This window comes from Neobacillus sp. WH10, from assembly GCF_030123405.1.
Taxonomy (GTDB): Bacteria; Bacillota; Bacilli; order Bacillales; family Cytobacillaceae; genus Neobacillus.
Window position 1 is genome coordinate 4,460,807 of the sequence record NZ_CP126110.1, and the last position, 23,241, is coordinate 4,484,047.

The window sequence follows — 23,241 nt, forward strand, 5'->3', positions numbered from 1 at the left end:
GGAGATGATATGATACTGAATGGCTCTTTTTGCATTAAAATTGCATATAATATGGAAATAGAGTATAAATATAGTCAAAACCTAAAGAAAAGGTGATCAAAGGAATGGCAGACGACAAAAAAGTAGATATAACCGAAGAAACTGCACGGAGATGGATGAAGGAACGAGGCGTTGAAGTCCAAGACATAGGCGATTTAGTCTTCTTTTTGCAGGAAAAATATCATGAAAATTTGAAAATGGAAGATTGTTTAGCTAACGTAGAACGAGTCCTTTCAAAACGCGAGGTACAAAATGCCATTATTACAGGAATACAGCTAGACAGGCTTGCTGAAAAAGGACTGCTCGAAGAACCTCTGCAATCGATTATCGGAACAGATGAAAGTCTATATGGTGTCGATGAGGTACTCGCCTTTTCGATTGTGAATGTTTACGGTTCAATTGGGTTTACCAATTATGGATACATTGATAAATTGAAGCCTGGGATTTTAGCACATTTAAATGATAAATCAACAGGTGAATGTCATACATTTTTAGATGATATTGTTGGAGCAATTGCAGCCGCTGCATCAAGCAGATTGGCACACCGGGCAGCAAGAGCAGAAAAGGAAAAATAAGAAAAGCGGAAGCGCTCGTTTAGCGGCGTATAGACTGGAGCGCTTCGACTGAGATAAAGGAAACACGGAGAGCGATAGTGATCCGATGTTGACTTATCGTAGGGAGAAGCGCGAAGTCTACTAGCCGCTGAGCGCTGGAGCTAGACAATTCCCCAAAGTCTAAATTTATACTTTCAATTCTCTTAAGAAATTGAAAAAGGATGGTTTTTTCCATCCTTTTTATAGTTCCCACTTATCTAAGGTATCAATCGAATAAGTCGGCATCCTGTCATATCCGGACAGCAATTCTTTCGTCGTTACTCCTGTATGAACTAATAATGTATCAATACCGGCATTCATTCCCGCTGATATGTCAGTATCATAATTATCACCAACCATAAGGGTTTCTTCTTTTGCCGTTCCTAAAACCTTTAAGGCCTGTTCCATAATAATCGATTCAGGCTTGCCGATAAAAATTGGATTTGTTTGAGTGGAAACGGTAATAACCGATGTCAGCGACCCATTGCCTGGGAGCAGTCCCCTCTCCGTTGGTATCGCAATGTCGCCATTTGTAGATATAAATGTTGCTCCGTTACGAACTGCCAGGCAGGCAACAGCCAATTTTTCATAGCTAATCGAGCGGTCGATTCCTACCACTACAAAATCAGCATCTTCTCCGGCAAATTGCAGTCCTTTTTCTCCAATGGCTGTCCGAATTCCCTCTTCTCCAATAACATAAACGGAAGCATCATTTTTTTGTTCATATATATAATTAGCAGTTGCCTGACTTGTCGTAAACACAAGCTTTTCTTCAGCAGGGATGTCAAAACCCTTTAGTTTTTCAGCTACCTGTGCCGGCGTTCTCGACGAATTATTGGTCACAAATAAATAAGGGATACCGTGATCCCGAAGATTTTTGACAAAGTCGGAGGCCGCTTCAATCCGCTCTGTTCCTTTATACATCGTTCCATCTAAATCAATCAAATAGCCTTTATATTTTTTCATGTCCCATCACCTTCCTAAAAATTATCATTCCCAATCAAAAGAAAAAGACCGCGCTAACGGTCATTTTTTAAACGCCGAAACTGGTCCTAATTCATTCGTGAAATAATTACGTACATTTGCCGAAAAATTTACTAATTCCGGAAGGTGCTTTGAAAACTGTTCCTGAAGTTCACGATGGTCAATTTTTATGTAATCCTGGACAAGCACTTTTCGATATTGAACAAGGATTTTTAAACTTTCCCCAGATTGAGCTGTGATAACCTTTTCGTCGATTAATATGTCAATAATGTCCTCATAACTGCCTGGGTCACGCATGATAAAGCCATCAATCATGGCATTTCCAACATCTAGAACTGACTCAATCATCATTTGGCCTAAACGCTCTAATGCTGTCTTTTCAATTGGGGTTGACCAATCCTTTTGGCCACGGAAGAGATTGATTTGTCCTTCTAAATAAACTAAAGTCGCTTCAATTTTTTCTCTGTCAACAAAATACATTCCAGTCCACTTCCTTCATTTAGTCTTCTCTATGCAGCCATCCCGTTTATATTGTAACACAATCTAATGCAGTTCGTATTTTTTCGGGAGCAGAAATCAGTGAATCTTGCAATGATACTCCCATCATAACCCGAAATTTGATACTATAGAGGTGATGAAAAACAGTAAAATCATAAAGGAGAACATTTAATGACAGAACGCTTTTTCTTATACGATGATACAGAGGATACAAAAACAAGATTTGTTAGTTTTGTCGGCGAAAACCAGCGCTTTGATTTAGCTATTGTTCAAACCAACCGCCATTATGGAAAGCAATTGGTTCTGGATATGCAGGGAAATCGCTTTGCCATCATTGGTCAAGACGATTTGCAGGAAGAAGGCTATTTAGAATTTGCTTTTCAATTAAATGAAGAAGACGCTGAAGAACTGCGATCATTTTTAGCTGAAATCGTCTGACCCACACATGTTTTTCACCCCGCCTTGCAATAATAAAAGGTAAAGGAGTGAAAGCATGGGAAAAAATGACTCTAAAAAATATACAGAATTATCTACTGTTGAAAAACAACAAAATGTTCTTACTGCCCAGGAATTTCCCGAAGGTCCATATGGATCCTCCATAAAAAAAGATGAGCCAGTGCAAAATAAGAGTACGCCTTGGAAAGAAGGACAGCGAAAATATAGTGCCTATAATTACGAATTCAAGTCACTTCATGAGGATCTACCTCGGCAAATAGAAGGTGCTCATCCACCCCACGATGAGCCGAATACAAATATTAAGCCGCCTTATTCTAACCAGTAAAAAAATAAGAAGGGTCAGTTTCCTGATCCTTCTCATTTTTTCACCTTTTTTAAAACAAAATAGGCACATCCGAAATTGCAGTATTCATAAAAATACTCACTAAGTGTGCTTATTTTTGTATCAAATGTAGCCTTTTGATTTTGATCATCGAAGAAACCCTTTAGGCGAAGCTGCCCATAGCCCCAATCGCCAACAATATAATCATATCTTGATAAAATATCGCTGTACCTTGCTTTAAAGGCTTCCTCATTATACCCATCCCGATATTCCTGCAGAATTTCATAAACGGTATTGTTGATAACAATCATCCTCATTCACCTCATTTTACCCAGCAAATACCTAATACCCATTATAACCGATTCCCCATCAATTACTAAGAAAAAAAAAACTCCCTTTGGCTATTCTAATAAAAGGAGGTGTAGAAATTGAAAAAATTGCTCATAATTGCTGGATTATGTACGATCATTGCGTTATCCGGATGTACAAAGGATACTGCAAAAAACGATATTTATGAAGAAAGCGGCAATACCATTAACGTCAATAATAAAAGACATGAGCTTTACAATGAAGGAGCAAGTAAGGGAGTTCGTAACGTAAGCAATGATTATGGCTATGTCCGCCACCAAAAGAGTCCGCTGATGAATGATAAAACAGCGAATAACCATTACACAGCACTTGACCGTGAGCAGCTCGCTAACATAATAAGCAAATACAGTACAAATATTCCTAATGTCAATGACGTGGCAACACTTGTCACAGACCAAGAAGTGTTAATTGCCTATGATACCAATTCAAAAGACCGCAATCTAACCGCCGACCAAGTAAAAAAGACCGCGATGTCGGTTGTGCCAAGATATTATCACGTCTATGTCACAGATAATAAAGTGTTAATGCGCGATGTTGAAAACCTGGCTAACACCGATTCAACAGGCAAGAATGCCCGTAATTTGGTCAATGGACTCATTACGCAGATGAAAAAATCTCCACAAGGCCAGCCAATTAGTTCAAGTGAAGATGCAAATGGCCTGACACCGGATGATAAAACAAATCGTTAAAAAAGAGTTCAAGCCTATTACAGGCTGAACTCTTTCTTTATTACGCTTCTTTTGCTTTCTTTTCACCAAGCAATTGCTTGTGCTTCGCTGCAGCATTGACTTGTTCATCGGCATGATACGATGAGCGGACAAGAGGACCTGCCTCGCAATGGCTAAACCCTTTGCTGATAGCAATTTGCTGTAATTCTTTAAATTCATCAGGGCTATAGTACTTTTCCACCTTTATATGACCCTTGGTTGGCTGAAGGTATTGTCCAATGGTCATGATATCCACATGATTCGCCCTTAAATCATCCATGACTTCCAAAATTTCTTCTTTTGTTTCTCCAAGACCAATCATTAAGCTTGATTTTGTTGGAATGCTTGGCTGCATTTCTTTTGCACGGCGGAGAAATTCAAGAGAACGATCGTATTTCGCACGGGCTCTGACTCTTGGTGTTAACCGTTTAACTGTCTCAATGTTATGATTTAGGATATCCGGTTTCGCATCCATTAACACCTTTAAATTTTCTTCCTTGCCGCCCATATCGGAAGGAAGGACTTCGATACTGGTGAATGGATTTTTCCGGCGAATAGCATTAACTGTTTCGGCAAACACAGCCGCGCCGCCATCTTTTAAATCATCGCGTGCTACTGCTGTAACGACGACATGCTTTAGGTTCATCAATTGAACAGAATCGGCTACTCTTTCCGGCTCCTGCCAATCAAGTTCTGTTGGAAGCCCTGTTTTTACCGCACAGAAGCGGCAGGCACGTGTACAAGTATCTCCTAGTATCATAAAGGTTGCCGTACGTCTTACTGCCCAGCATTCGTGAATATTCGGGCAGCGTGCCTCCTCACAAACCGAGTGAAGATTCTTTTCACGCATCATTTTCTTTAAACCTGTGTAAGACTCATTGGTGTTCAGCTTTATTTTTAGCCATTCCGGCTTACGTAAAATTTCTTCTTTTTTACTCATTTTGACACCCCTTGAAATCCCATTATGTATAATCTTCTGTTGTCACTTTATCATACTGGAATAGGAACGACAAGCATTCAACTAGTTGTTTCTTTTTACCAATCCTAAATCCATTGATTTTATGGTTCATTTTTTGATTACCAATTATTAGCGATAATGAAATAGCCTAATATTCATAAACTAACCTTGTACATTAATTGGAAGGAGGATTCCTGTTGCGGGCTGTTCTTATTATTGGAACTATCCTTATACTCTTTACTTCTACATTGTCTGTCAGGGATGCTCATGCAAAAGAAGAACCTGATCCCTATCAGGAAAGAATGAAGCTATATAAAAAAGTTGAAACGGTTACCCAAATTCCTTGGTATTATTTAGCGGCTATTGATCAATATGAAAGAAGTATCCGTTTTGCCCGCCGCGATTTACCAAAACCAGAAAGTACCATTTCAATTTATTTCAAGCCTGAACAATGGGCAGGTTTAGCCAACCCTAACCCTATGGAAGAAAACCCAGCCATTATTCAGTTTTTTAATGGTATCGGTATTGATGGAGATGGAGATGGAAAAGCGCGCTTAAAGAGTGATGAGGATGTTTTATATGCGTTTGCAAATTATCTTCTTTCATATGGAATCGATCAAGAAAATATAAAAATTGGTTTATGGAATTACTATCATCGCGATAAAACCGTAGGAATTATCGTAGGAAAAGCAAAAATTTATCGTCATTTTGGCAGGATTGATTTAGATAAACAGGTTTTCCCAGTTCCTCTTAACAGTAATCACAGCTATCGCAGCACATGGGGGGATGCCCGCGGCTGGGGTGGAAGAAGAATCCATGAAGGTACCGATATTTTCGCCGGTTACGGAGTCCCAGTACGTGCTACAAGCTATGGAATTATTGAAATGAAGGGATGGAACAAGTTTGGCGGCTGGAGAATCGGTATCCGTGACATTAATAACACGTACCATTACTTCGCCCATCTTAGCGGTTTTGCCAAAGATTTAAGGGTCGGCCAAATTGTTGAGCCTGGAATGGTTGTTGGCGGTGTCGGAAGTTCTGGATACGGCCCCCCGGGAACATCTGGAAAATTCCCGCCTCACTTACATTACGGAATGTATAAGGACAATGGAATTACGGAGTGGTCGTTTGATCCTTATCCATACCTTGCAAAATGGAAACGTCTTGAGCGAATGAATATGAAACGGAAATAGGACTGTCCGTCGCGGATAGTCCTTTTAATTTCCTGATTTTTTTGTATCGGTTTTCTTTTCCGGAAGTTGGATGGATGGTGTTATCCCTCCGCCGCTGTTATAGAATTGCGGAACCTCGCCTTCCACTAATGTACTACCCACCGGAATGCTTTGTTTTAGCTTCGTAATTTTTGTCGCGAACGGAGTAATGATCTGTACGGATACTTCTATATCAACAGAAACCTGCACCCATGTATTATTAATCCCCATTTCTTTTGTATCAATATGAACATCCGGTTCCACTTCACCGATAGCATGGAATTTTACCGGTATTTTCGGTCCAATATTCCCTAGCAACGAAATATTCGTTGACTGCCCTAATGGCACATACCAGACAATTCCATCTTCTTTTCCCGTATTTTCTGTTTCAATTTCCACATCTGATTCTAATAAGGCAATATCACCCTTCTTGGCTGTTTTTAAATTCTTTTGAATTTGAGCGGTTACTTCTGCCAAAACCCGATTGATTAAATCCGTATTCAACTGGGCGTTTTGCTTTTTTCCATCACTGCTTGGTGTTATTTTAATTACCTCATCCCCAACATTGGTCGTCCGTTTTGTAATCGCCCTATTAATAACAAGTGAGGCAATATTACGTGTTTCGGATTCAGCATATCTCATTAATGTCGGCTCAATTCCCTTGTTTACGAGCACCAAACCTGTAGCAGTAGAGAAAAGGAAAAAAACGAATGTCAGCAGCATTACATATCGAAATGGCAACGGTCCCCGCTTAAAAAACCGTCGTCGAAACTTTGCCAAAAAAATCACCCCTTCAAGCTATATGTATGCCTGAAAAAGAGGAACTAGCCCATAAAAAAAGCCTGCCATAGAAGCAAGCTTTTAAACCATCTTTAGCAAGGCGTCTTTACCAATCATTCCTTGATGAATCCCTAATTCCTCTGCCTCTAATGTTACCGACTCTAATGGGGCATTGAGAAGCTGATCAATGGTTCTCACTCCAACAGCACGACCCGCAATGATTTTGCGATCCTTTAATCTTTCATTTAGTAAGCCCACATCTAAAGCACCGCACATAATATATCCTTTATCATTTGACACCGATAATAAGGTGGTTTTTGGAAGTAATACAGTGACAGCCAAAAAGGTATGGCCGTTAATTGCAATTGGTGAAAGATCAATCAAAGGGTCCCACACTCCTTTCCTCCCTATCACAGTATGATTGCGATGGAAAATGGGTGATGGTTAGGAATGCATCTGCAGCTTCCATTTTAATAAATCCCGCAAGAATTCCGGTAAGAAATATTTCTTCTGCTTATGCGGCAGAACTTCTTTGAAAAAATGACCAAACGTAAACATATCCGGCAGAGCTAACGTATAACATCTTTCTTGCTCCAATTCCCTGCCATTAATAAAAATATTATTTTTCTCAAAACGAATACCATCATAGACAAACACACCTAAAATAGTACCTCTAAAACCGAGGCCTTTTATTTGCTTATGTGGTAAGTTCTCGTCCTTTGTCTGAAATAGAACTTCCTTTAATTCCTTTCCCGTCAATTCTACTACACACGGATTAATAGGATGTGGACACACCTCAAGTAAATCGTAATTGGTGACTTCCCCTGATAATGTTCCCAAAAGAAGACCGGCATTGATCATGGCACAGTCTGCCCCACACCATTCTCTTAATGTCCTGGCAAGCATAAGGGAAAAATTCGTTTCATGAAACGGATTGTGAACCAACGGTTCGCTGAGAATCGTAACCCTTTGATTTAACAGTTCCTTCCCCTTGTTAAAAATAGTATCGATGTGCTCCTTTTCGTCTCGAGGAACTGGGAGATCATTAAAATCATAAAGAACCGCTTCCTGATGGGTAACTGCCTTTTGTTCATTTAGTTTAATGGTCATTTGGCCAACATAATATCCATACTTACCAGCAGCCCCAAGGAATGTATCACCTACAAGTTTTCCTTTTTCAAAAAAGTGATGAGTATGGGCACCTAATATAACATCGATTTCAGGAAATTCTATAGCAATCCGTTCATCATCATGAATGCCGAGATGGGACAATATGATGATGAAGTCTGCTTCTTCCTTTAAGGGTCCAAGCCACTTTTTCAACTCAGCAATTGGTTCTGTCAGCTTCCAGCCAAGCAATTCATATAGATGAATAAAATGTGCAGTGAGTCCGATTACCCCCACCCGTGTTCCCTTTTTTGTATGATAAATCTTATAAGGTTTTACCCAATCCGGATAAACGCCATTTTTGTGATAAAGGTTTGCGACAAGAACATCAAACTGGGCATTGTCATATAGATGATTTAAATCTTCATAAGGAAGGTTAACCCCTTCATTATTCCCAATCGTGACAGCTGTATATTGGCACTCATTTAATAGGGTGATATTGCCCTTTCCTTTTGTCGCCTCAGTAAACGGATGCCAACGGTCAAGGAAATCACCAATATCAAAGAGAAAGACATCCTCATCTTGCTGCCGATGAAACTTTTTTTTCTGTTTTAGAAATTGCAGTATTCGCGGCCAATGTTCAAAGTGACTGTGAAAATCATTGGTATGGTAAATATATATCGTTTCCATTTTTTAACCTTACCCAGCAAACCCTTGATAAATTAGACGAATTCCAACAACAACAAGAATGATTCTAATAATCAAGACAATCGTTTTGCTCTTTAGTTTTGAATTTAAAAATACTCCGACCTTAGCGCCAATCCATGCTCCCGGTATTAACGCCAATGCATATAGCCAGTTAACATTTCCCAAGGCGATATGTGTGATGGAGCTTAAGATTGATGTTGGTAAAATCATGAACATAGACGTTGCCGTTGCCACATGAGGTGGAAAGAAAAATAACAAGATCATCGTTGGGACCATGAGCGAGCCTCCGCCAATCCCAAAAATGCCTGATAAAAATCCTACAAAGAAGGAAATGATGACGGCGGTGATTGGACTAAAACCATATTCAAAGGTTTTTCCACTATTGTCGGTAAAGGTGCGAACAATGCCCTTATCTTTCCGATAAGGAAGGGGCTTTAATTTATCTTTGAGGACTAATACCATCGAGACAAACAGAATAAAGAGACCGAAATAGATATTGAAAGAGTGCAAATCTAATTTTTCCGTTACCCACGCACCAAGAATACTCCCTGGCCCGCTGCCAATAAGAAAGATTAATCCGCTTTTATAATCCACCGTTTTATGTTTCATATAAGCTAACGTCGAGGATAAACCGGTAAAAATCATCGTGAAGAGAGATGTCCCTACCACTATCTGTGGCGTTAAGTGGCTGAATGTTGACAAAGTTGCTAAGTATAGCAGGGCAGGAACAACAATGATTCCTCCTCCCATTCCGATAAGCGAACCCAATGAACTCGCAACCAAACCTACTAAAACTAATATTATCCATTCCATTTTGTTTTCACCTTCTAGTGTCTGTGTTGTTAAGCAAAAATTTTATATTTGTCTTTCTAAAAGCGTAAGAGAAATTACTAAAAAATTTGAGGCGTCTCGATCAAGACCGATTTCAAAATAAATCCAGTTGCCTTGGGGCGAGTGCTTCATATTCTATTTGTAAAAGACTCATCATTTCTTTTGCATTGTCCGCCGCATCTCCGCCGGAGTTGTTGTTAAACAGGAGAAAAAGGTTATCACATTGCTTAGCTAACCTTTCGACGCTGTGTGCCCATTCCTGCAGCTCTTGTTGATTATAGCGATAAAGGTAACGAACCTCGCGCCAGTTTTCTGCGTTTCGCTTTTGCCACCCATGAACATTGCGGCCATGAAATCTGACAAGGACATTTAGTGGATCAGTTACTTCAAGTACTGTCGGAATTGACCCTTCCCCGGATTGTGGTTCATCACAAATACTATGAATCCATTTTTCTGTCTTCATAAAATCGAGCGTTTTTTGCAGATATGGAGGTGCAAACCATGATTGATGTCTAAACTCTAAAGCGCATGGTATGTCGTCCATTTCATGTTTACACCATCTTAAATAATCTACATTTTCCCGTCTACAAGTAAACCATGGCGGGAATTGAAACAGGACCATGGCTAATTTATTGTGTTGTATGTATGGTTCTAATGACTCTTTAAAGGCCTTGAACATCTCTTGTTTAGTTTCAAAAGGAATTTCTCCACGCTGATGGCCGGTCATTCCTTGGTAGGCTTTTACGATAAACTGGAAGCTATCTGACGTTTCATTGACCCACTTTTCAGCATTTCGCTTTGGTTGAATCGAATAAAAAGCCGAATCGACTTCTACAATCGGAAAATGACCTGCATAAACCTTAAGCTTATCCCGTGATGGTGTTTGATTCGGATATAAGCTATCATGGTCGCCCCAGCCTGTTACACCAATGTAGATCAAGAAACTCACCTCCATTTATTAATAATAGCATAACCAGTTTTGCATCGTATGGGAGATTCTTCGAAAAGCGTAATTTTTTCATGTTGGTGATGCTCTAATGCCAATTGGCAGCGCTTATCCGCTGATTGGCGACAGATAACGTCCCTCAACCGTCAGTTATTCATCCTTACCCGACAGTTAACAGAACCTAACCTAGTTTCCAACATAAAAACCCGCCTGCATACACAGCAAGCGGGTAAATTTTTTCAAAAATATTAACCGATAGACCCTTCCATTTCGAACTTGATCAAGCGGTTCATTTCAACGGCATACTCCATTGGTAATTCTTTAGTAAACGGCTCGATAAAGCCCATAACAATCATTTCTGTTGCTTCTTGTTCTGAAATACCGCGGCTCATTAGGTAGAAGAGCTGCTCTTCAGATACTTTAGATACCTTCGCTTCGTGCTCAAGCGAGATATTGTCATTTAAAATTTCGTTGTATGGAATTGTATCCGATGTTGATTGATTATCCATAATCAGCGTATCACATTCGATATTGGCACGAGCACCATCGGCTTTACGGCCAAATTGAACAATACCGCGATAGGTTACTTTACCGCCATGCTTAGAAATCGATTTCGACACGATGGTGGAAGATGTATTTGGAGCTAAGTGAATCATTTTTGCTCCGGCATCCTGGTGCTGGCCTTTACCGGCAATCGCAATCGATAACGTCATACCGCGAGCGCCTTCACCTTTTAAAATAACCGCAGGATATTTCATTGTTAATTTGGAACCGATATTACCGTCAATCCATTCCATAGTTGCGTTTTCTTCACAGACTGCACGCTTTGTTACAAGGTTATAAACGTTGTTTGCCCAGTTTTGAATTGTTGTATAACGGCAGTAGGCATTCTTTTTAATAACGATCTCAACAACGGCACTATGCAAGGAGTTGGTTGTATAAACCGGTGCCGTACAGCCTTCAACGTAATGGACGTGTGCACCCTCGTCAACGATGATAAGAGTCCGTTCAAATTGCCCCATGTTCTCAGAGTTAATCCGGAAATACGCTTGTAACGGCGTATCCACTTTTATACCTGGTGGAACATAAATAAATGACCCACCAGACCAAACAGCTGAGTTTAGAGCCGCAAATTTATTGTCAGTTGGTGGAATAACCTTTGCCCAGTGCTCACGGAAAATATCTTCATTTTCTCTTAAAGCGGAATCCGTATCTTTAAAGACAATCCCCAACTCTTCAAGGTCTTCCTTCATATTATGGTAAACAACCTCTGATTCATATTGCGCTGAAACACCGGCAAGGTACTTTTGCTCTGCCTCAGGAATTCCTAGCTTATCAAAAGTTGCTTTAATTTCTTCCGGTACTTCGTCCCATGACTTCTCAGATTTTTCAGACGGTTTTACATAATATGTGATTTCATCAAAGTTTAATGAATTCAAATCGCCGCCCCATTGAGGCATTGGCATATTATAAAAATGCTCGAGTGATTTTAAGCGGAAATCGAGCATCCATTGTGGTTCATCCTTCATTTTTGAAATCTCTTCAACAATCTCACGTGTCAAACCACGTTTTGACCGGAATATGGAAACGTCTTTATCGGCAAAACCATATTTATAATCACCGATCTCAGGCATTTTTTTCGCCATCGTCGTATTCCTCCATTCTTAAACGAAAGGGCTATACGTCGCCCCAACGTCCTATTCTTGTTCCTCTTCATTTAACCCTTTTTCCATCGCCTTCCATGCTAATGTAGCGCATTTGATGCGAGCTGGAAACTTGGAAACACCTTGAAGTGCTTCAATATCACCTAAATCAATAGAATCGTCTGGCTCTTTTCCTAACATCATATCAGAAAAAATTTGTGATAATTGCAAAGCATCTTCGACTTTTTTCCCTTTAATCGCCTGTGTCATCATCGACGCTGATGACATTGAAATGGAACAGCCTTCACCCTCAAACCGGGCATCCGTGACGATTCCATCTTCGACTTTAAAAGTCAATTGAATTCGGTCTCCGCAGGTAGGGTTATTCATATTAATGGTATGGCTGCCATCTTCTAAAACCCCGCGATTACGAGGGTTTTTATAATGGTCCATAATTACTCTTCGGTAAAGTGCATCTAAATTAGAAGACATCGCTGAAATACTCCTTTGTTTTGACAAGTCCTTCAACAAGTTTATCAATATCTTCTTCCGTATTGTACAAATAGAAGCTTGCACGTGCAGTTGCTGAAGCTTTAAGCCATCTCATCAGCGGCTGGGCACAATGGTGTCCGGCGCGGACAGCTATACCTTCTGCATCCAAAACCGTTGCAACATCATGTGGATGTACATCACTAATATTAAAAGTGACGAGTCCTGCACGCTTGGATGCATCAAGCAGTCCATAAATGGCCATTCCTTCAACAGCTGACATTTTTTCTAAAGCATAGGCAGCAAGTTTATGTTCATGCTCAGCAATATTGTCTAAGCCGACTTCATTTAAAAAGTCGATGGCGGCCCCAAGACCAATAGCACCGGCAATAATAGGCGTCCCGCCTTCAAATTTCCAAGGCAGCTCCTTCCATGTTGATTCGTACAAATGGACGAAATCAATCATTTCACCGCCAAATTCGATTGGCTCCATGTTTTCAAGCAGCTGTTTCTTTCCATAAAGAACTCCAATACCGGTCGGACCGCACATTTTATGTCCAGAAAAGGCAAAAAAATCACAATCTAAGTCTTGGACATCAATTTTCATATGCGGTGCACTTTGAGCACCATCGACAACCATGACTGCGCCATTTTTGTGGGCAATTTGAGCAATTTCTTTTACAGGATTAATGACGCCAAGAACATTTGACACTTGCATAACAGACACAATTTTTGTGTTTGGAGTAATAGTGGCACGAACATCATCAAGTGAAATGGTGCCATCCTCTTGCAGTGGAATATACTTTAACTGGGCACCTGTCCGTCTCGCTACCTGCTGCCACGGAATTATATTACTATGGTGCTCCATATAGGTAATAACAATTTCATCGCCTTCTTTTACATTTGCGGCAGCATAGCTTGCTGCAACCGTATTGATTGCAGTCGTTGTCCCTCTAGTAAAGATAACTTCCTGAGTCGATTTCGCGTTAATAAACTTACGAACCTTTTCCCTTGCCCCTTCATATGCATCAGTTGCTCTTGTTCCTAGTGTATGCACACCGCGATGGACATTGGAATTGATTTCACGATAATATTTTTCAACAGCCTCGATTACTTGGAGGGGCTTTTGTGATGTTGCCGAACTATCCAAGTATACCAATGGCTTGCCGTTAACCTCTTGATCTAATATTGGAAACTGTTTGCGAATATCCACGATATTCATTAGCGTACTTTCCTTTCAATCACTTCAGTTAGCTGTTTCTTTACTCCTTCAATTGGAAGCTGTGTAACAACTGGTGCAAGGAAACCATGAATAACTAAGCGCTCTGCTTCTGATTTAGGTATCCCGCGACTCATGAGGTAATATAATTGTACAGGGTCAACGCGTCCTACAGATGCTGCATGGCCAGCCACAACATCATCTTCATCAATTAGCAAAATTGGATTTGCGTCTCCACGTGCTTTTTCACTTAGCATAAGAACACGTGAGGTTTGTTCTGCATCAGATTTAGATGCTCCATGTTCTATTTTGCCAATACCGTTAAAGATCGATGTTGCACTATCCTTCACAACACCATGATTTAAAATATTTCCTACTGTATGCTTTCCAAAATGAACAACCTTCGTGGTAAAGTTTTGTGTTTGCTCCCCTCGTCCGACGACAACTGTTTTTGTATCGCCAAAGGAACCATCACCAAGTAAATTCGTAGTGTTTTCAGAAATTGTATTTCCCTCGTTCATTAGACCAAGAGCCCATTCAATGCGGGAATCTCTTCCGGCAACACCGCGGCGATTTACATAAGTGGTAATTCCTCTAGCCAAGGTATCAACAGCACCATATTGAACCTTTGCATTTACATTCGCAATCACTTCAGTCAAGATGTTGACTAAAGCATTTGAGGTTTCCATTGTAGAAATATAGTTTTCTACATATGTTACTGAGCTATTATCATCTGCTACAACAATGACATGGTTAAACAGATTAGCTTCGGCATTATCGTGTACATAAACAGCTTGAATTGGTTCAGTAATTTCCACATTTTTTGGAACGTATAAGAAAACTCCACCATTTACAAGTGCCGTATGAAGTGCAGTTAAGCGATGTTCATCAACGTTAATGGCCTGCGTCATATAATACTTTTTCAATAGATCTCCATGTTCCCTTGCAGCGGTGAAAATATCAGTAAAAATAACACCTTTGCTTTTCAAGTCTTCTGATAACGATAAAAAAGCAGGAGTTTGGTTTCGTTGAATATATAAATTCTTCATTTCCGCATCCACATCAACTAATGACTTTACTTCTTCCGGAAGTTCAGCAAGTGATGCATATACATCGCTTTTTACAGTATGTTGATTGAATTGAGTGAAATTCCATTTATCGATTTTCGTTTTATCAGGTCTAGGCATTGGCAGTTGATCAAAATCATTTAATGCCTTTAGACGAAACTCTTCAAACCATGCAGGCTCGCTCATTTCTTTTGAAAAAGAACTAACAAACCCATTATCAAATGGTAATTTTGTTTCTGTTGTCATTGTAATCCTCCTAACACTCTCTTACGCTTCTTGCCCAACTGTTTCATCTTCAATTCCGAGCTCTTGCTTGATCCAGTCATATCCTTCTGCTTCTAAGCGTTGTGCCAGTTCCGGACCGCCTGATTTCACAATACGGCCTTGCATCATTACGTGCACATAGTCAGGAGTGATATAGTTTAAAAGACGTTGATAGTGTGTGATCACTAAGCAGCCAAACTCTTCGCCGCGCATTTCATTGATTCCCTTAGAAACAACCTTTAAGGCATCAATGTCTAATCCGGAGTCGATTTCATCCAAAATTGCAATTTTTGGTTGCAGCATCATTAATTGCAAGATTTCATTACGCTTTTTCTCTCCACCGGAGAAACCTTCATTTAAATAGCGCTGTGCCATATCAAGGTCCATTTCAAGGAATTCCATTTGCTTATCCATTTGACGGATAAATTTCATGAGAGAAATCTCGTTTCCTTCTCCTCGGCGGCTATTGATTGCTGAACGTAAAAAATCAGCATTTGTTACGCCGTTAATCTCACTTGGATATTGCATCGCTAAGAATAGACCTGCGCGTGCACGCTCATCTACTTCCATTTCAAGGACGTTTTGTCCGTCTAATGTAATGTTTCCGCTAGTTACTTCATATTTTGGGTGGCCCATGATTGCCGATGACAATGTGGATTTACCAGTACCGTTTGGACCCATGATTGCGTGGATTTCTCCACCCTTTATTTCAAGGTTTACACCTTTTAAAATTTCTTTCCCATCAATTTCTACATGTAAATCTTTGATCGTTAAAGTTGATCCAGCCATATTTATACCTCCGAAAAGAAAGTTTTGTATCTTGGCCGATAGAAAATCACTATCGGCATAAGTGCAACTACGCCTCTGACATCGCCTAATGGCTTGCCAATCGGCGAGTTTTCTTTATAGACCGCTTTGGTCTGCATTTCTATTCTCATTTTATTCTCATTCCAATCTTATAACAAATGAAATGTATTAGCAACACTTAAACTGTAAAAACAGAGTTACTATTTTCATTAAGTAGACTCTAAATGAGAATGCAAATGGTTTTGTAAAGAAAATTCTAAAAAATCAAAATTTCCATTTATGGGTGTTCATTCCCCAATGATAGTAAGTTGCACTAATCGGGCTATACGATTAATTGCTTACCTTTACCATGATTCTATCAAATTCTTGAATTGTGGGGCTTCTGCCCGTTAATACGAGAAAATAAAAAACTATGTAATATACACCCGTTTTAAATCATACCTCATTTTTTGGACATTTCCAACTGATTCAAAGTGTTAAATCCCTTCTATTTTTACCCAATTAGCAGGATCATGTATGAAGTGACTAGCCCCAGTAGAAATAGGAAAAGCCAGTGAATCAATCACTGACTTATGTCTTCCTTCCTATTTATATGTTACTCAGAAACCGGAACAACGGCACCTTTGTATTTTTCAAGAATAAAGTCTTGTATTTCTTTTGAATGTAGGACTTCTACAAGTGTTTTGATCGCTTCTTTGTTTTCATCACCTTTACGAACGGCAATGATGTTCACATACGGTGATTCTTTATCTTCAATAGCAATAGAATCCTTCACAGGGTTAAGGCCGCCATCAATCGCATAGTTTGAATTGATTAATACGGCATCACCTTCGCCATTGTTAAAAATCTGTGGTAATAATTTGGCCTCATAGTTTGCATCAAATTTAAGCTTCTTCGGATTTTCTACTACATCTTTTAACTCAGCTTTTGTTTTATCGATTCCGTCTTTTAACTTGATTAAGCCTTCTTTTTCAAGTAATGAAAGCAGACGGCCATGGTCAGCGACAGAATTACTCATGATTATGTGTGCGCCTTCTGGTAGATCACTAAGCTTTTTGTATTTTTTTGAATAAATACCGATTGGCTCGATGTGGATGCCGCCAGCATTGACAAAACCATAGCCAAACTCTTTATTTTGACCCTCTAGGTATGGAATGTGCTGGAAAAAGTTCGCATCTAATTCTTTTGTCTTTAAGGCCTTATTTGGCAATACATAGTCTGTAAAAGTTTCAATTTCAAGATCAATGCCTTTTTCTTTTAAAATTGGTTTTGCTTTCTCAAGAATTTCTGCGTGAGGAACGGTAGAAGCTCCAATAACTAATTTTGTTGTTTCGCCTTTTTCACTTGTACCGCTAGATTTTTCCTCCGTTTTTCCACAGGCAGCTACAACAAATACGATGGATAATGCTAAAAGTAAACTTAATAATTTCTTCATGCTGACCTCTCCTTTTATCGTTTATCTAATTTTGATGTGATGAAATCTCCAATAAATTGAATCACAAATACTATAATTAAAATGATAACCGTAGCGACAAATGTTACATCATTTTGGTTTCGTTGAAATCCATAGTTGTAAGCAAGACTTCCTAAACCGCCGGCACCAATCGCTCCAGCCATTGCCGTATACCCAACAAGAGCAATCGCTGTGACGGTAATCCCTGAAATAAGTGCCGGCATTGATTCCGGCAGTAATACCTTCCAAATGATGGTTCCAGTTGTTGCTCCCATTGACTTAGCAGCTTCAATAACCCCTTTATCAATTTCTCTGAGACCAATTTCAACCATCCTTGCGTAAAACGGAGCAGCACCAATAATTAGTGCTGGCATTGCAGCATTTTCTCCAATCATCGTTCCTACCAAAAACGTTGTAAACGGAATTAATAACACAATTAAGATAATAAAGGGTATTGAGCGAAAGATATTAACAATCGCACTAATAACCGTATTAACCGGTTTGTTTTCCCACATATTCCCTTTTGTAGTTAGAAATAATATTAATCCAAGTATTGTGCCTAAAATAAATGTAGCAAGAACTGATATACCCGTCATATATAGGGTATTCTTTGTTTCTTCCCACATAATGAGCCAATCAACATTGGGAAAATATTGATTAATCATTTGCAACCACCTCCACTCCTACCTGCTGTGAACGAATAAAATCGACTGCCTTCTCAACTTCTTCTTCGTCACCATCGATATGAATGAAAAGCGTTCCGTATGAACCCTTTTGAGTTTGCGAAATTTTCCCCTGCAGGATGTTAACGATGACATTATATTGGCGGATTAAATTCGTAATCAGCGGCTGCTCAGCAGATTCACCAATAAACGTTAATTGGACAATTCGACCTGAACGATAGTTTTCAAGCATATGATCTGCTGTTTCTTTCGTTTCCTCAGGCTCTGATACCTGTTGCACAAATCGTTTAGTGATCGGTTGCTGTGGATTTTTAAAGACATCGAGCACGGAACCAAGTTCAACCACTCTGCCGCTTTCCATCACAGCCACCCGGTGACAGATTTTACGAATGACATGCATTTCATGTGTAATCAAGACAATCGTTAAACCGAGACGTTTATTGATATCCACTAACAATTCTAAAATCGAATCGGTCGTTTGTGGATCAAGGGCTGAAGTCGCTTCATCACAAAGCAGCACTTTAGGGTTATTCGCAAGCGCTCTGGCAATCCCAACCCGTTGCTTTTGCCCGCCGCTAAGCTGAGAAGGATAAGCATTTTCTCGGCCCTCCAGACCAACCAGCTTAATAAGCTCTGCCACCCGTTCTTTTCTTTGCGGCCCTTTGACACCTGCAATTTCTAGTGGAAAAGCAATATTTTCACTTACTGTTCTAGACCACAGCAAATTAAAATGCTGGAAAATCATGCTGATTTCCTGTCGGGCCTTTCGAAGTTCGACACCCTTTATCTTTGAAATAACCCGGCCAGCAACCGTGACACTTCCATCAGTTGGAAGTTCTAGTCCATTTAACATGCGTATTAAGGTACTTTTTCCGGCACCACTATAACCAATCACTCCGAAAATTTCTCCTTCTTGAATCTCAAGGTTCACCTGATCGACTGCCTTTAGCTCACCTTGCTTAGAAGGATAGATCTTGCGGACATTTTTAATTGAAATCACTTGAATCACCTTCTTCTTATCCTGATTAACAGTTACTTGAATATAGGGTTTAACTGTTTTAGCGAAAAGATTCTATTATTTAGAAAAATAAAAAGCCTCTCTGCACAGGCAGAAAGGCATCATGAACTAAACCTTTCTCCCATCTCCCAAAGCAAATAATGCTTTGTGTGAATTGGCACCATTTCAATAAAATTGACGGTTGCCGGGCTTCATCGGGCACATCCCTCCACCTCTCTTGATAAGAGCTAACAGCTTCTATATTCAATTAACAAATTAAATGATTTACGTAATTTAATTACGAAAGCTATCGTATCATGGATGAAAAGGGGTGTCAACGGAAATTTCTTCATTTTCAAAAAAATACAACTAGGTAATTTTTAGGCATTTGCCTTTAACGAAGCTAAGCCTGTTGCTTCCTCAATCGCTGATTCGAGATCCTCGATTAAATCTTCTACATTTTCGATTCCGATGGAAAGTCGGATTAAATCCTCTGGAACACCTGCCGCCTTAAGTCCTTCCGCATCTAATTGCTGATGTGTCGTACTTGCCGGGTGAATGATTAAGCTTTTTGCATCGCCAACATTGGCAACATGTGCCCATAGTGATAACGAATCAATCAGTTTAGCCCCTGCTGCTTTGCCGCCTTTAATACCAAATATCACCATCGATCCTGTACCTTTTGGCAGATACTTTTTCGCTAATTCATGGTCTGGGTGTGAAGGATGCCCAGGATAGGAAACCCAGTCAACCGCAGGGTGATTTAGTAAATAATCGACTATTTTCTTTGTATTGGCCACATGCTCCTTCATTCGGACATGAAGGGTTTCAAGTCCAAGCGTAAACTGGAAGGCATTTTGCGGACTAAGGGCAGGGCCAAGGTCACGCAATAATTGCACGCGGGCTTTAATGATGTAAGCCGCAGCACCGAGTGCTTCTGCATAAACAAGATCATGATAGCTAGCATCAGGAGTCGTGAAGCCAGGGAATTTCGGTGAATTCCAATCAAACTTACCACCGTCAACAATAATGCCGCCTGTTGTTGTCCCATTTCCTAAAAGCCATTTTGTCGCCGAGTGTACGACAATGTCGGCACCATACTCGATTGGCCGGCAAAGATACGGCGTCGCAAAGGTATTGTCAATAATCAATGGAACTCCGGCCTCATGAGCGATTTCTGCTGTTTTTTCAATATCTAGTACACGCAAGCTTGGATTACCAATCGTTTCAGCAAAAACTGCTTTTGTTTTTTCCGTAATCGCAGTGCGGAAATTCTCTGGATCATCGGCATCAACAAATTTTACGTTGATTCCGTATTTCGGAAGTGTAACTGCGAATAAATTGTAGGTTCCACCATAAAGGTTCGATGCAGCGACAATTTCATCCCCCGCTTGGGCAAGGTTTAAAATCGCGAGCGTAATCGCTGCCATGCCGCTGGCAACAGCAAGGGCGCCAACGCCGCCTTCTAATAATGCCACCCTTTCTTCAAAAACAGTGGTGGTTGGATTGTGAATCCGGGTATATATGTAGCCAGGTTCCGCTAAACTGAAAAGGTTTGCCGCATGTTCGGTATTTTTAAATTGATAGGCGTTGTTTTGATAAATCGGAACAGCACGGGCACCTGTCACCGGATCCGGAGCCAAACCACCATGAACACTTAAGGTTTCAAAACGATACTTCTTTTGATTTTCTGCCATTCTCACTTCCTCCTCCGTTGATAAATGAATTAACCCCCACTTCATAAGAAGAGGGGGCTCTCTCTTCTCATCTCCCAGAGCTTTTAAGCTCTGCTGGATTTAGCACCGTGTTACAAACCGGTTGCCGGGCTTCAAAGGGCCAGTCCCTCCACCACTCTTGATAAGAATGCTTTATTAAGTTGTTTTTATTAATAGAATATTTAAATAATAGATTACATGAAGTTTAATTCCGAGTCAATACCTTTGATTAAATTATTTTGTGAACTGGCTGTTCTGTGCTTTTGTTAAAAAGAAAATCGATTCTAGTAAAAGAGTAGTTCGTAATGGTGTTGAAGCCTTCAGCTGCCCTTGCTGTTCAAGAAACCGCAGCCTTTCCGTCCCTTCAAGCAGCTGTTTCATTGCGGCTGGGGACCCGCTAATTTCATATTTCACCTGCTGTTCTTCAGGATTTTGCAAGAGAAAGATTCCGCCATTTTTTATAATTAACTGAATGGTTTGCTGGTCACAATGAAGGTTTACCTGTATATCGGCCCGATGAATTAATGGAAGGACATGCCCCTGATCTTTGATTTTTACTAGAAATGTTTTTACCGCTTCGATCATTTACATCACTCCGGTCTACTCACTTTTACATTACTAATTCAGCAAGAGGATACGGATTCCTTTTATTATCACTCGACATTTCTCTATGCTTTGACATTGTTTCGGCAATTTCCTGAGAAATATGTCGTATCTTTATGATATTTTAGCAGATGCTGACGTTTCTTTATTACCAGTGAACCCTTTAAATACTAGGAAGAAATAAATGGAACCGAATAGATATAATATGGCGGTAATCGTGAACACATAGGCATAGCCCCAATACGAGCCGTATTTTACAACAATACCTGTGGAAACCGGCCCCATGAATGCCCATCCTAAATTAAATACCATTTGGTTAATGGAATTCGCTAGTCCCTTCATCGAGCCGTTTACTTTCGACATCATTAATGACATTTGGATTGGGTTACCTGCGTTCATTAATGCTTGGCGAAAAAGAAAACCAAGTGCCGCCAGCCATAAATGTTTTGTATAAGCGGTTAATAAGAGGAAAGGGAGTGATGCAAGCTGTAAATAAACAACCGCCTTCACATCACCGACTTTTTTAACTACGAGTGGACCAATAAACATCGCTAAGGCCGTTGCTGCTTGCCCAAGTGAGATAATTAAACCGATTGATGTTGTTGAAGCGCTAAAGCGGTCTGCAAAATACAGATTTAAATATGGAATAACAAGACCTGCTCCAAAGCCAATCAATAGCTGTGCAATCGCAAATAATACAATTAACTTTATTCCGTCATTTTTCCAAGCTATTGAAGGGTTAAATTTTTTCTTTTCTGTTGGTCTTGTTTTAGGAAGTTCATTGAATTTTGTTGTGGGAATGATTCCTATTAGATAAATAACTGCCCCGATGATCAAGGTGATACGGATGCTATTTATATCGCTTGCAAAGAAAGAAAAAATGTCTGTTAACATTCCGCCCAACAGGTTACCGATAACATTTGCAGCGGTCATAAAGGCAAAATGAAGACTGAACAGGTTCACCCTCTGTTCCTCGGTTGAATTTTCGGCGAGCCATGGAATACCTGATACCTGCAAGAAAGCCATTGTCAAACCGCTGGTAAAGGCAAGTGAGATTAGCACCCCTTGTGTGGAAAAAATACTCCTCAACAGCAAGATTGCTCCAGAAATTAAGATGCCATAAAAAAATACTCTTTTTCGCCCATAGCGGTCACTAATGAGTCCTGCCGGTACAAGGATAATTGCTGTGGCAAGCGAGGTCATCGCAATGACCTGGCCATTAACCGCCTCTGTGTATCCGAGTTTACGGATATAAAAATTGTAAATCACCATGAAAATGCCAAGGCCTATTTGCGTGAAAATATTTGCCATAAAGCTTAACTTGATGTTCCGATTATACGTTTTAAATTGTGCAGCCCAGTTATAATAAAAGGCCATTTGGTTCCGCCCCTTTGGTTATTTCGTATCCCTAAGTATCATAATGCATAATAGAAGTTTTTGTAAATAGTGAAGTTTCTGATTTCTTGCGTATTTCCAGCATAATCGAATAGGCAAAATGTTGAAAAGTATTCAAATACTCATTTCCGATTAGGGGATATTTTTTTATAAAATTTAATTGGAAGGAAGTGGAATATGAATTTTAAATCTCGTTCTGAACCAGTTGAAGTAGACGCCTAAACGCCCGAATGTCTTTGGGTGAAAGGTGGTGAAGTCGGTAAAAACAATTAGGAGGATTTTGAAGCAGAACATGAGATATATTGGAAAGACAAAAGGTTCCTATTATGAGTAATGATGAACTCCTTTTTCCTGCCTTGGGAACAATTAATTTTTTGTGACCGCAGCGACCCTTTTT

26 protein-coding genes and 2 riboswitches are annotated in these 23,241 nt (G+C 39.9%); of the genes, 5 read left to right on the plus strand and 21 right to left on the minus strand.

Translation table 11 applies throughout. The annotated features are described in order from the left end of the window. The first annotated feature begins 104 nt into the window (after positions 1–104). A complete protein-coding gene (locus QNH20_RS21865; protein WP_283920044.1) occupies positions 105–614 on the plus strand; it encodes a phosphatidylglycerophosphatase A family protein in 510 nt (169 codons plus the stop codon). A gap of 219 nt (positions 615–833) precedes the next feature. On the opposite strand, the gene QNH20_RS21870 is transcribed toward QNH20_RS21865, so the two are convergent. Next, positions 834–1,598: a TIGR01457 family HAD-type hydrolase gene (locus QNH20_RS21870; protein WP_283920045.1), complete on the minus strand. Its 765-nt coding sequence runs from the start codon at positions 1,596–1,598 to the stop codon at positions 834–836. Positions 1,599–1,658: 60 nt separating this feature from the next. Further along, on the minus strand, positions 1,659–2,096 hold the full coding sequence (locus QNH20_RS21875) for a DUF86 domain-containing protein (RefSeq protein WP_283920046.1): 438 nt from the start codon (positions 2,094–2,096) through the stop codon (positions 1,659–1,661). Between the two features lie 189 nt (positions 2,097–2,285). Here QNH20_RS21875 and QNH20_RS21880 point away from each other — a divergent pair, with 189 nt between their 5' ends. Continuing rightward, complete coding sequence (locus QNH20_RS21880; protein ID WP_283920047.1) at positions 2,286–2,552, plus strand: DUF3055 domain-containing protein; 267 nt, start codon at positions 2,286–2,288, stop codon at positions 2,550–2,552. Positions 2,553–2,607: 55 nt separating this feature from the next. Next, positions 2,608–2,895, plus strand: coding sequence for a cytosolic protein (locus tag QNH20_RS21885; RefSeq protein ID WP_283920048.1), 288 nt, complete (start codon positions 2,608–2,610; stop codon positions 2,893–2,895). 32 nt (positions 2,896–2,927) lie between these two features. Here QNH20_RS21885 and QNH20_RS21890 read toward each other — a convergent pair whose 3' ends face one another. Next, positions 2,928–3,203: a YutD family protein gene (locus QNH20_RS21890; protein ID WP_283920049.1), complete on the minus strand. Its 276-nt coding sequence runs from the start codon at positions 3,201–3,203 to the stop codon at positions 2,928–2,930. A gap of 117 nt (positions 3,204–3,320) precedes the next feature. Between QNH20_RS21890 and QNH20_RS21895 the strand changes: the two genes are divergently transcribed. Next, the gene (locus tag QNH20_RS21895) at positions 3,321–3,950 is read left to right on the plus strand and encodes a YhcN/YlaJ family sporulation lipoprotein (protein ID WP_283920050.1); all 630 of its coding nucleotides are present in this window, start codon (positions 3,321–3,323) and stop codon (positions 3,948–3,950) included. Between the two features lie 40 nt (positions 3,951–3,990). Here QNH20_RS21895 and lipA read toward each other — a convergent pair whose 3' ends face one another. After that, the gene (gene lipA, locus QNH20_RS21900; RefSeq protein ID WP_283920051.1) at positions 3,991–4,908 is read right to left on the minus strand and encodes a lipoyl synthase; all 918 of its coding nucleotides are present in this window, start codon (positions 4,906–4,908) and stop codon (positions 3,991–3,993) included. Positions 4,909–5,156: 248 nt separating this feature from the next. Between lipA and QNH20_RS21905 the strand changes: the two genes are divergently transcribed. Then, positions 5,157–6,119, plus strand: a complete 963-nt coding sequence (locus QNH20_RS21905) for a M23 family metallopeptidase (protein WP_283923473.1) — start codon at positions 5,157–5,159, stop codon at positions 6,117–6,119. A gap of 24 nt (positions 6,120–6,143) precedes the next feature. Here the strand turns inward: QNH20_RS21905 and yunB are convergent, their stop codons facing one another. The 17 genes from yunB to QNH20_RS21990 form a co-directional block, all read right to left on the minus strand. After that, positions 6,144–6,917 (minus strand): sporulation protein YunB, encoded by a 774-nt coding sequence (gene yunB / locus QNH20_RS21910; RefSeq protein ID WP_283920052.1) that lies wholly within the window; start codon positions 6,915–6,917, stop codon positions 6,144–6,146. Between the two features lie 81 nt (positions 6,918–6,998). Further along, positions 6,999–7,301, minus strand: a complete 303-nt coding sequence (locus QNH20_RS21915) for a YunC family protein (RefSeq protein ID WP_283923474.1) — start codon at positions 7,299–7,301, stop codon at positions 6,999–7,001. A 60-nt stretch (positions 7,302–7,361) separates the two neighbouring features. Further along, positions 7,362–8,714, minus strand: coding sequence for a bifunctional metallophosphatase/5'-nucleotidase (locus QNH20_RS21920; protein WP_283920053.1), 1,353 nt, complete (start codon positions 8,712–8,714; stop codon positions 7,362–7,364). 9 nt (positions 8,715–8,723) lie between these two features. Next, entirely contained in the window at positions 8,724–9,545 is an 822-nt protein-coding gene (locus tag QNH20_RS21925; protein ID WP_283920054.1) for a sulfite exporter TauE/SafE family protein, read from the minus strand. A 112-nt stretch (positions 9,546–9,657) separates the two neighbouring features. Continuing rightward, positions 9,658–10,503: a DUF72 domain-containing protein gene (locus tag QNH20_RS21930; protein WP_283920055.1), complete on the minus strand. Its 846-nt coding sequence runs from the start codon at positions 10,501–10,503 to the stop codon at positions 9,658–9,660. Positions 10,504–10,757: 254 nt separating this feature from the next. Beyond that, positions 10,758–12,155, minus strand: coding sequence for a Fe-S cluster assembly protein SufB (sufB, locus tag QNH20_RS21935; RefSeq protein ID WP_283920056.1), 1,398 nt, complete (start codon positions 12,153–12,155; stop codon positions 10,758–10,760). A 51-nt stretch (positions 12,156–12,206) separates the two neighbouring features. Next, positions 12,207–12,644 (minus strand): Fe-S cluster assembly sulfur transfer protein SufU, encoded by a 438-nt coding sequence (sufU, locus tag QNH20_RS21940; protein ID WP_283920057.1) that lies wholly within the window; start codon positions 12,642–12,644, stop codon positions 12,207–12,209. After that, complete coding sequence (locus QNH20_RS21945; RefSeq protein ID WP_283920058.1) at positions 12,634–13,863, minus strand: cysteine desulfurase; 1,230 nt, start codon at positions 13,861–13,863, stop codon at positions 12,634–12,636. Before QNH20_RS21945 ends, sufU begins: the two co-directional genes overlap by 11 nt. Continuing rightward, complete coding sequence (gene sufD / locus QNH20_RS21950; RefSeq protein WP_283920059.1) at positions 13,863–15,173, minus strand: Fe-S cluster assembly protein SufD; 1,311 nt, start codon at positions 15,171–15,173, stop codon at positions 13,863–13,865. Before sufD ends, QNH20_RS21945 begins: the two co-directional genes overlap by 1 nt. Before the next feature lie 21 nt (positions 15,174–15,194). Then, complete coding sequence (sufC, locus tag QNH20_RS21955) at positions 15,195–15,980, minus strand: Fe-S cluster assembly ATPase SufC (protein ID WP_283920060.1); 786 nt, start codon at positions 15,978–15,980, stop codon at positions 15,195–15,197. Positions 15,981–15,982: 2 nt separating this feature from the next. Beyond that, the gene (locus QNH20_RS21960; protein ID WP_283920061.1) at positions 15,983–16,117 is read right to left on the minus strand and encodes a hypothetical protein; all 135 of its coding nucleotides are present in this window, start codon (positions 16,115–16,117) and stop codon (positions 15,983–15,985) included. 476 nt (positions 16,118–16,593) lie between these two features. Then, on the minus strand, positions 16,594–17,433 hold the full coding sequence (locus QNH20_RS21965) for a MetQ/NlpA family ABC transporter substrate-binding protein (RefSeq protein WP_283920062.1): 840 nt from the start codon (positions 17,431–17,433) through the stop codon (positions 16,594–16,596). A gap of 14 nt (positions 17,434–17,447) precedes the next feature. Further along, positions 17,448–18,116 carry a methionine ABC transporter permease gene (locus QNH20_RS21970; RefSeq protein WP_283920063.1) on the minus strand — a complete coding sequence of 223 codons (669 nt, stop codon included), beginning with the start codon at positions 18,114–18,116 and terminating at the stop codon, positions 17,448–17,450. Then, the gene (locus tag QNH20_RS21975; protein ID WP_283920064.1) at positions 18,109–19,134 is read right to left on the minus strand and encodes a methionine ABC transporter ATP-binding protein; all 1,026 of its coding nucleotides are present in this window, start codon (positions 19,132–19,134) and stop codon (positions 18,109–18,111) included. Before QNH20_RS21975 ends, QNH20_RS21970 begins: the two co-directional genes overlap by 8 nt. Before the next feature lie 136 nt (positions 19,135–19,270). Next, positions 19,271–19,379, minus strand: a riboswitch (SAM riboswitch). Between the two features lie 132 nt (positions 19,380–19,511). Next, positions 19,512–20,828 carry an O-acetylhomoserine aminocarboxypropyltransferase/cysteine synthase family protein gene (locus tag QNH20_RS21980; RefSeq protein WP_283920065.1) on the minus strand — a complete coding sequence of 439 codons (1,317 nt, stop codon included), beginning with the start codon at positions 20,826–20,828 and terminating at the stop codon, positions 19,512–19,514. A 64-nt stretch (positions 20,829–20,892) separates the two neighbouring features. Then, positions 20,893–20,995, minus strand: a riboswitch (SAM riboswitch). Positions 20,996–21,080: 85 nt separating this feature from the next. Further along, a complete protein-coding gene (locus QNH20_RS21985) occupies positions 21,081–21,431 on the minus strand; it encodes an SCP2 sterol-binding domain-containing protein (RefSeq protein WP_283920066.1) in 351 nt (116 codons plus the stop codon). A 132-nt stretch (positions 21,432–21,563) separates the two neighbouring features. Continuing rightward, positions 21,564–22,826, minus strand: a complete 1,263-nt coding sequence (locus tag QNH20_RS21990) for an MFS transporter (protein ID WP_283920067.1) — start codon at positions 22,824–22,826, stop codon at positions 21,564–21,566. Between the last annotated feature and the right edge of the window lie 415 nt (positions 22,827–23,241).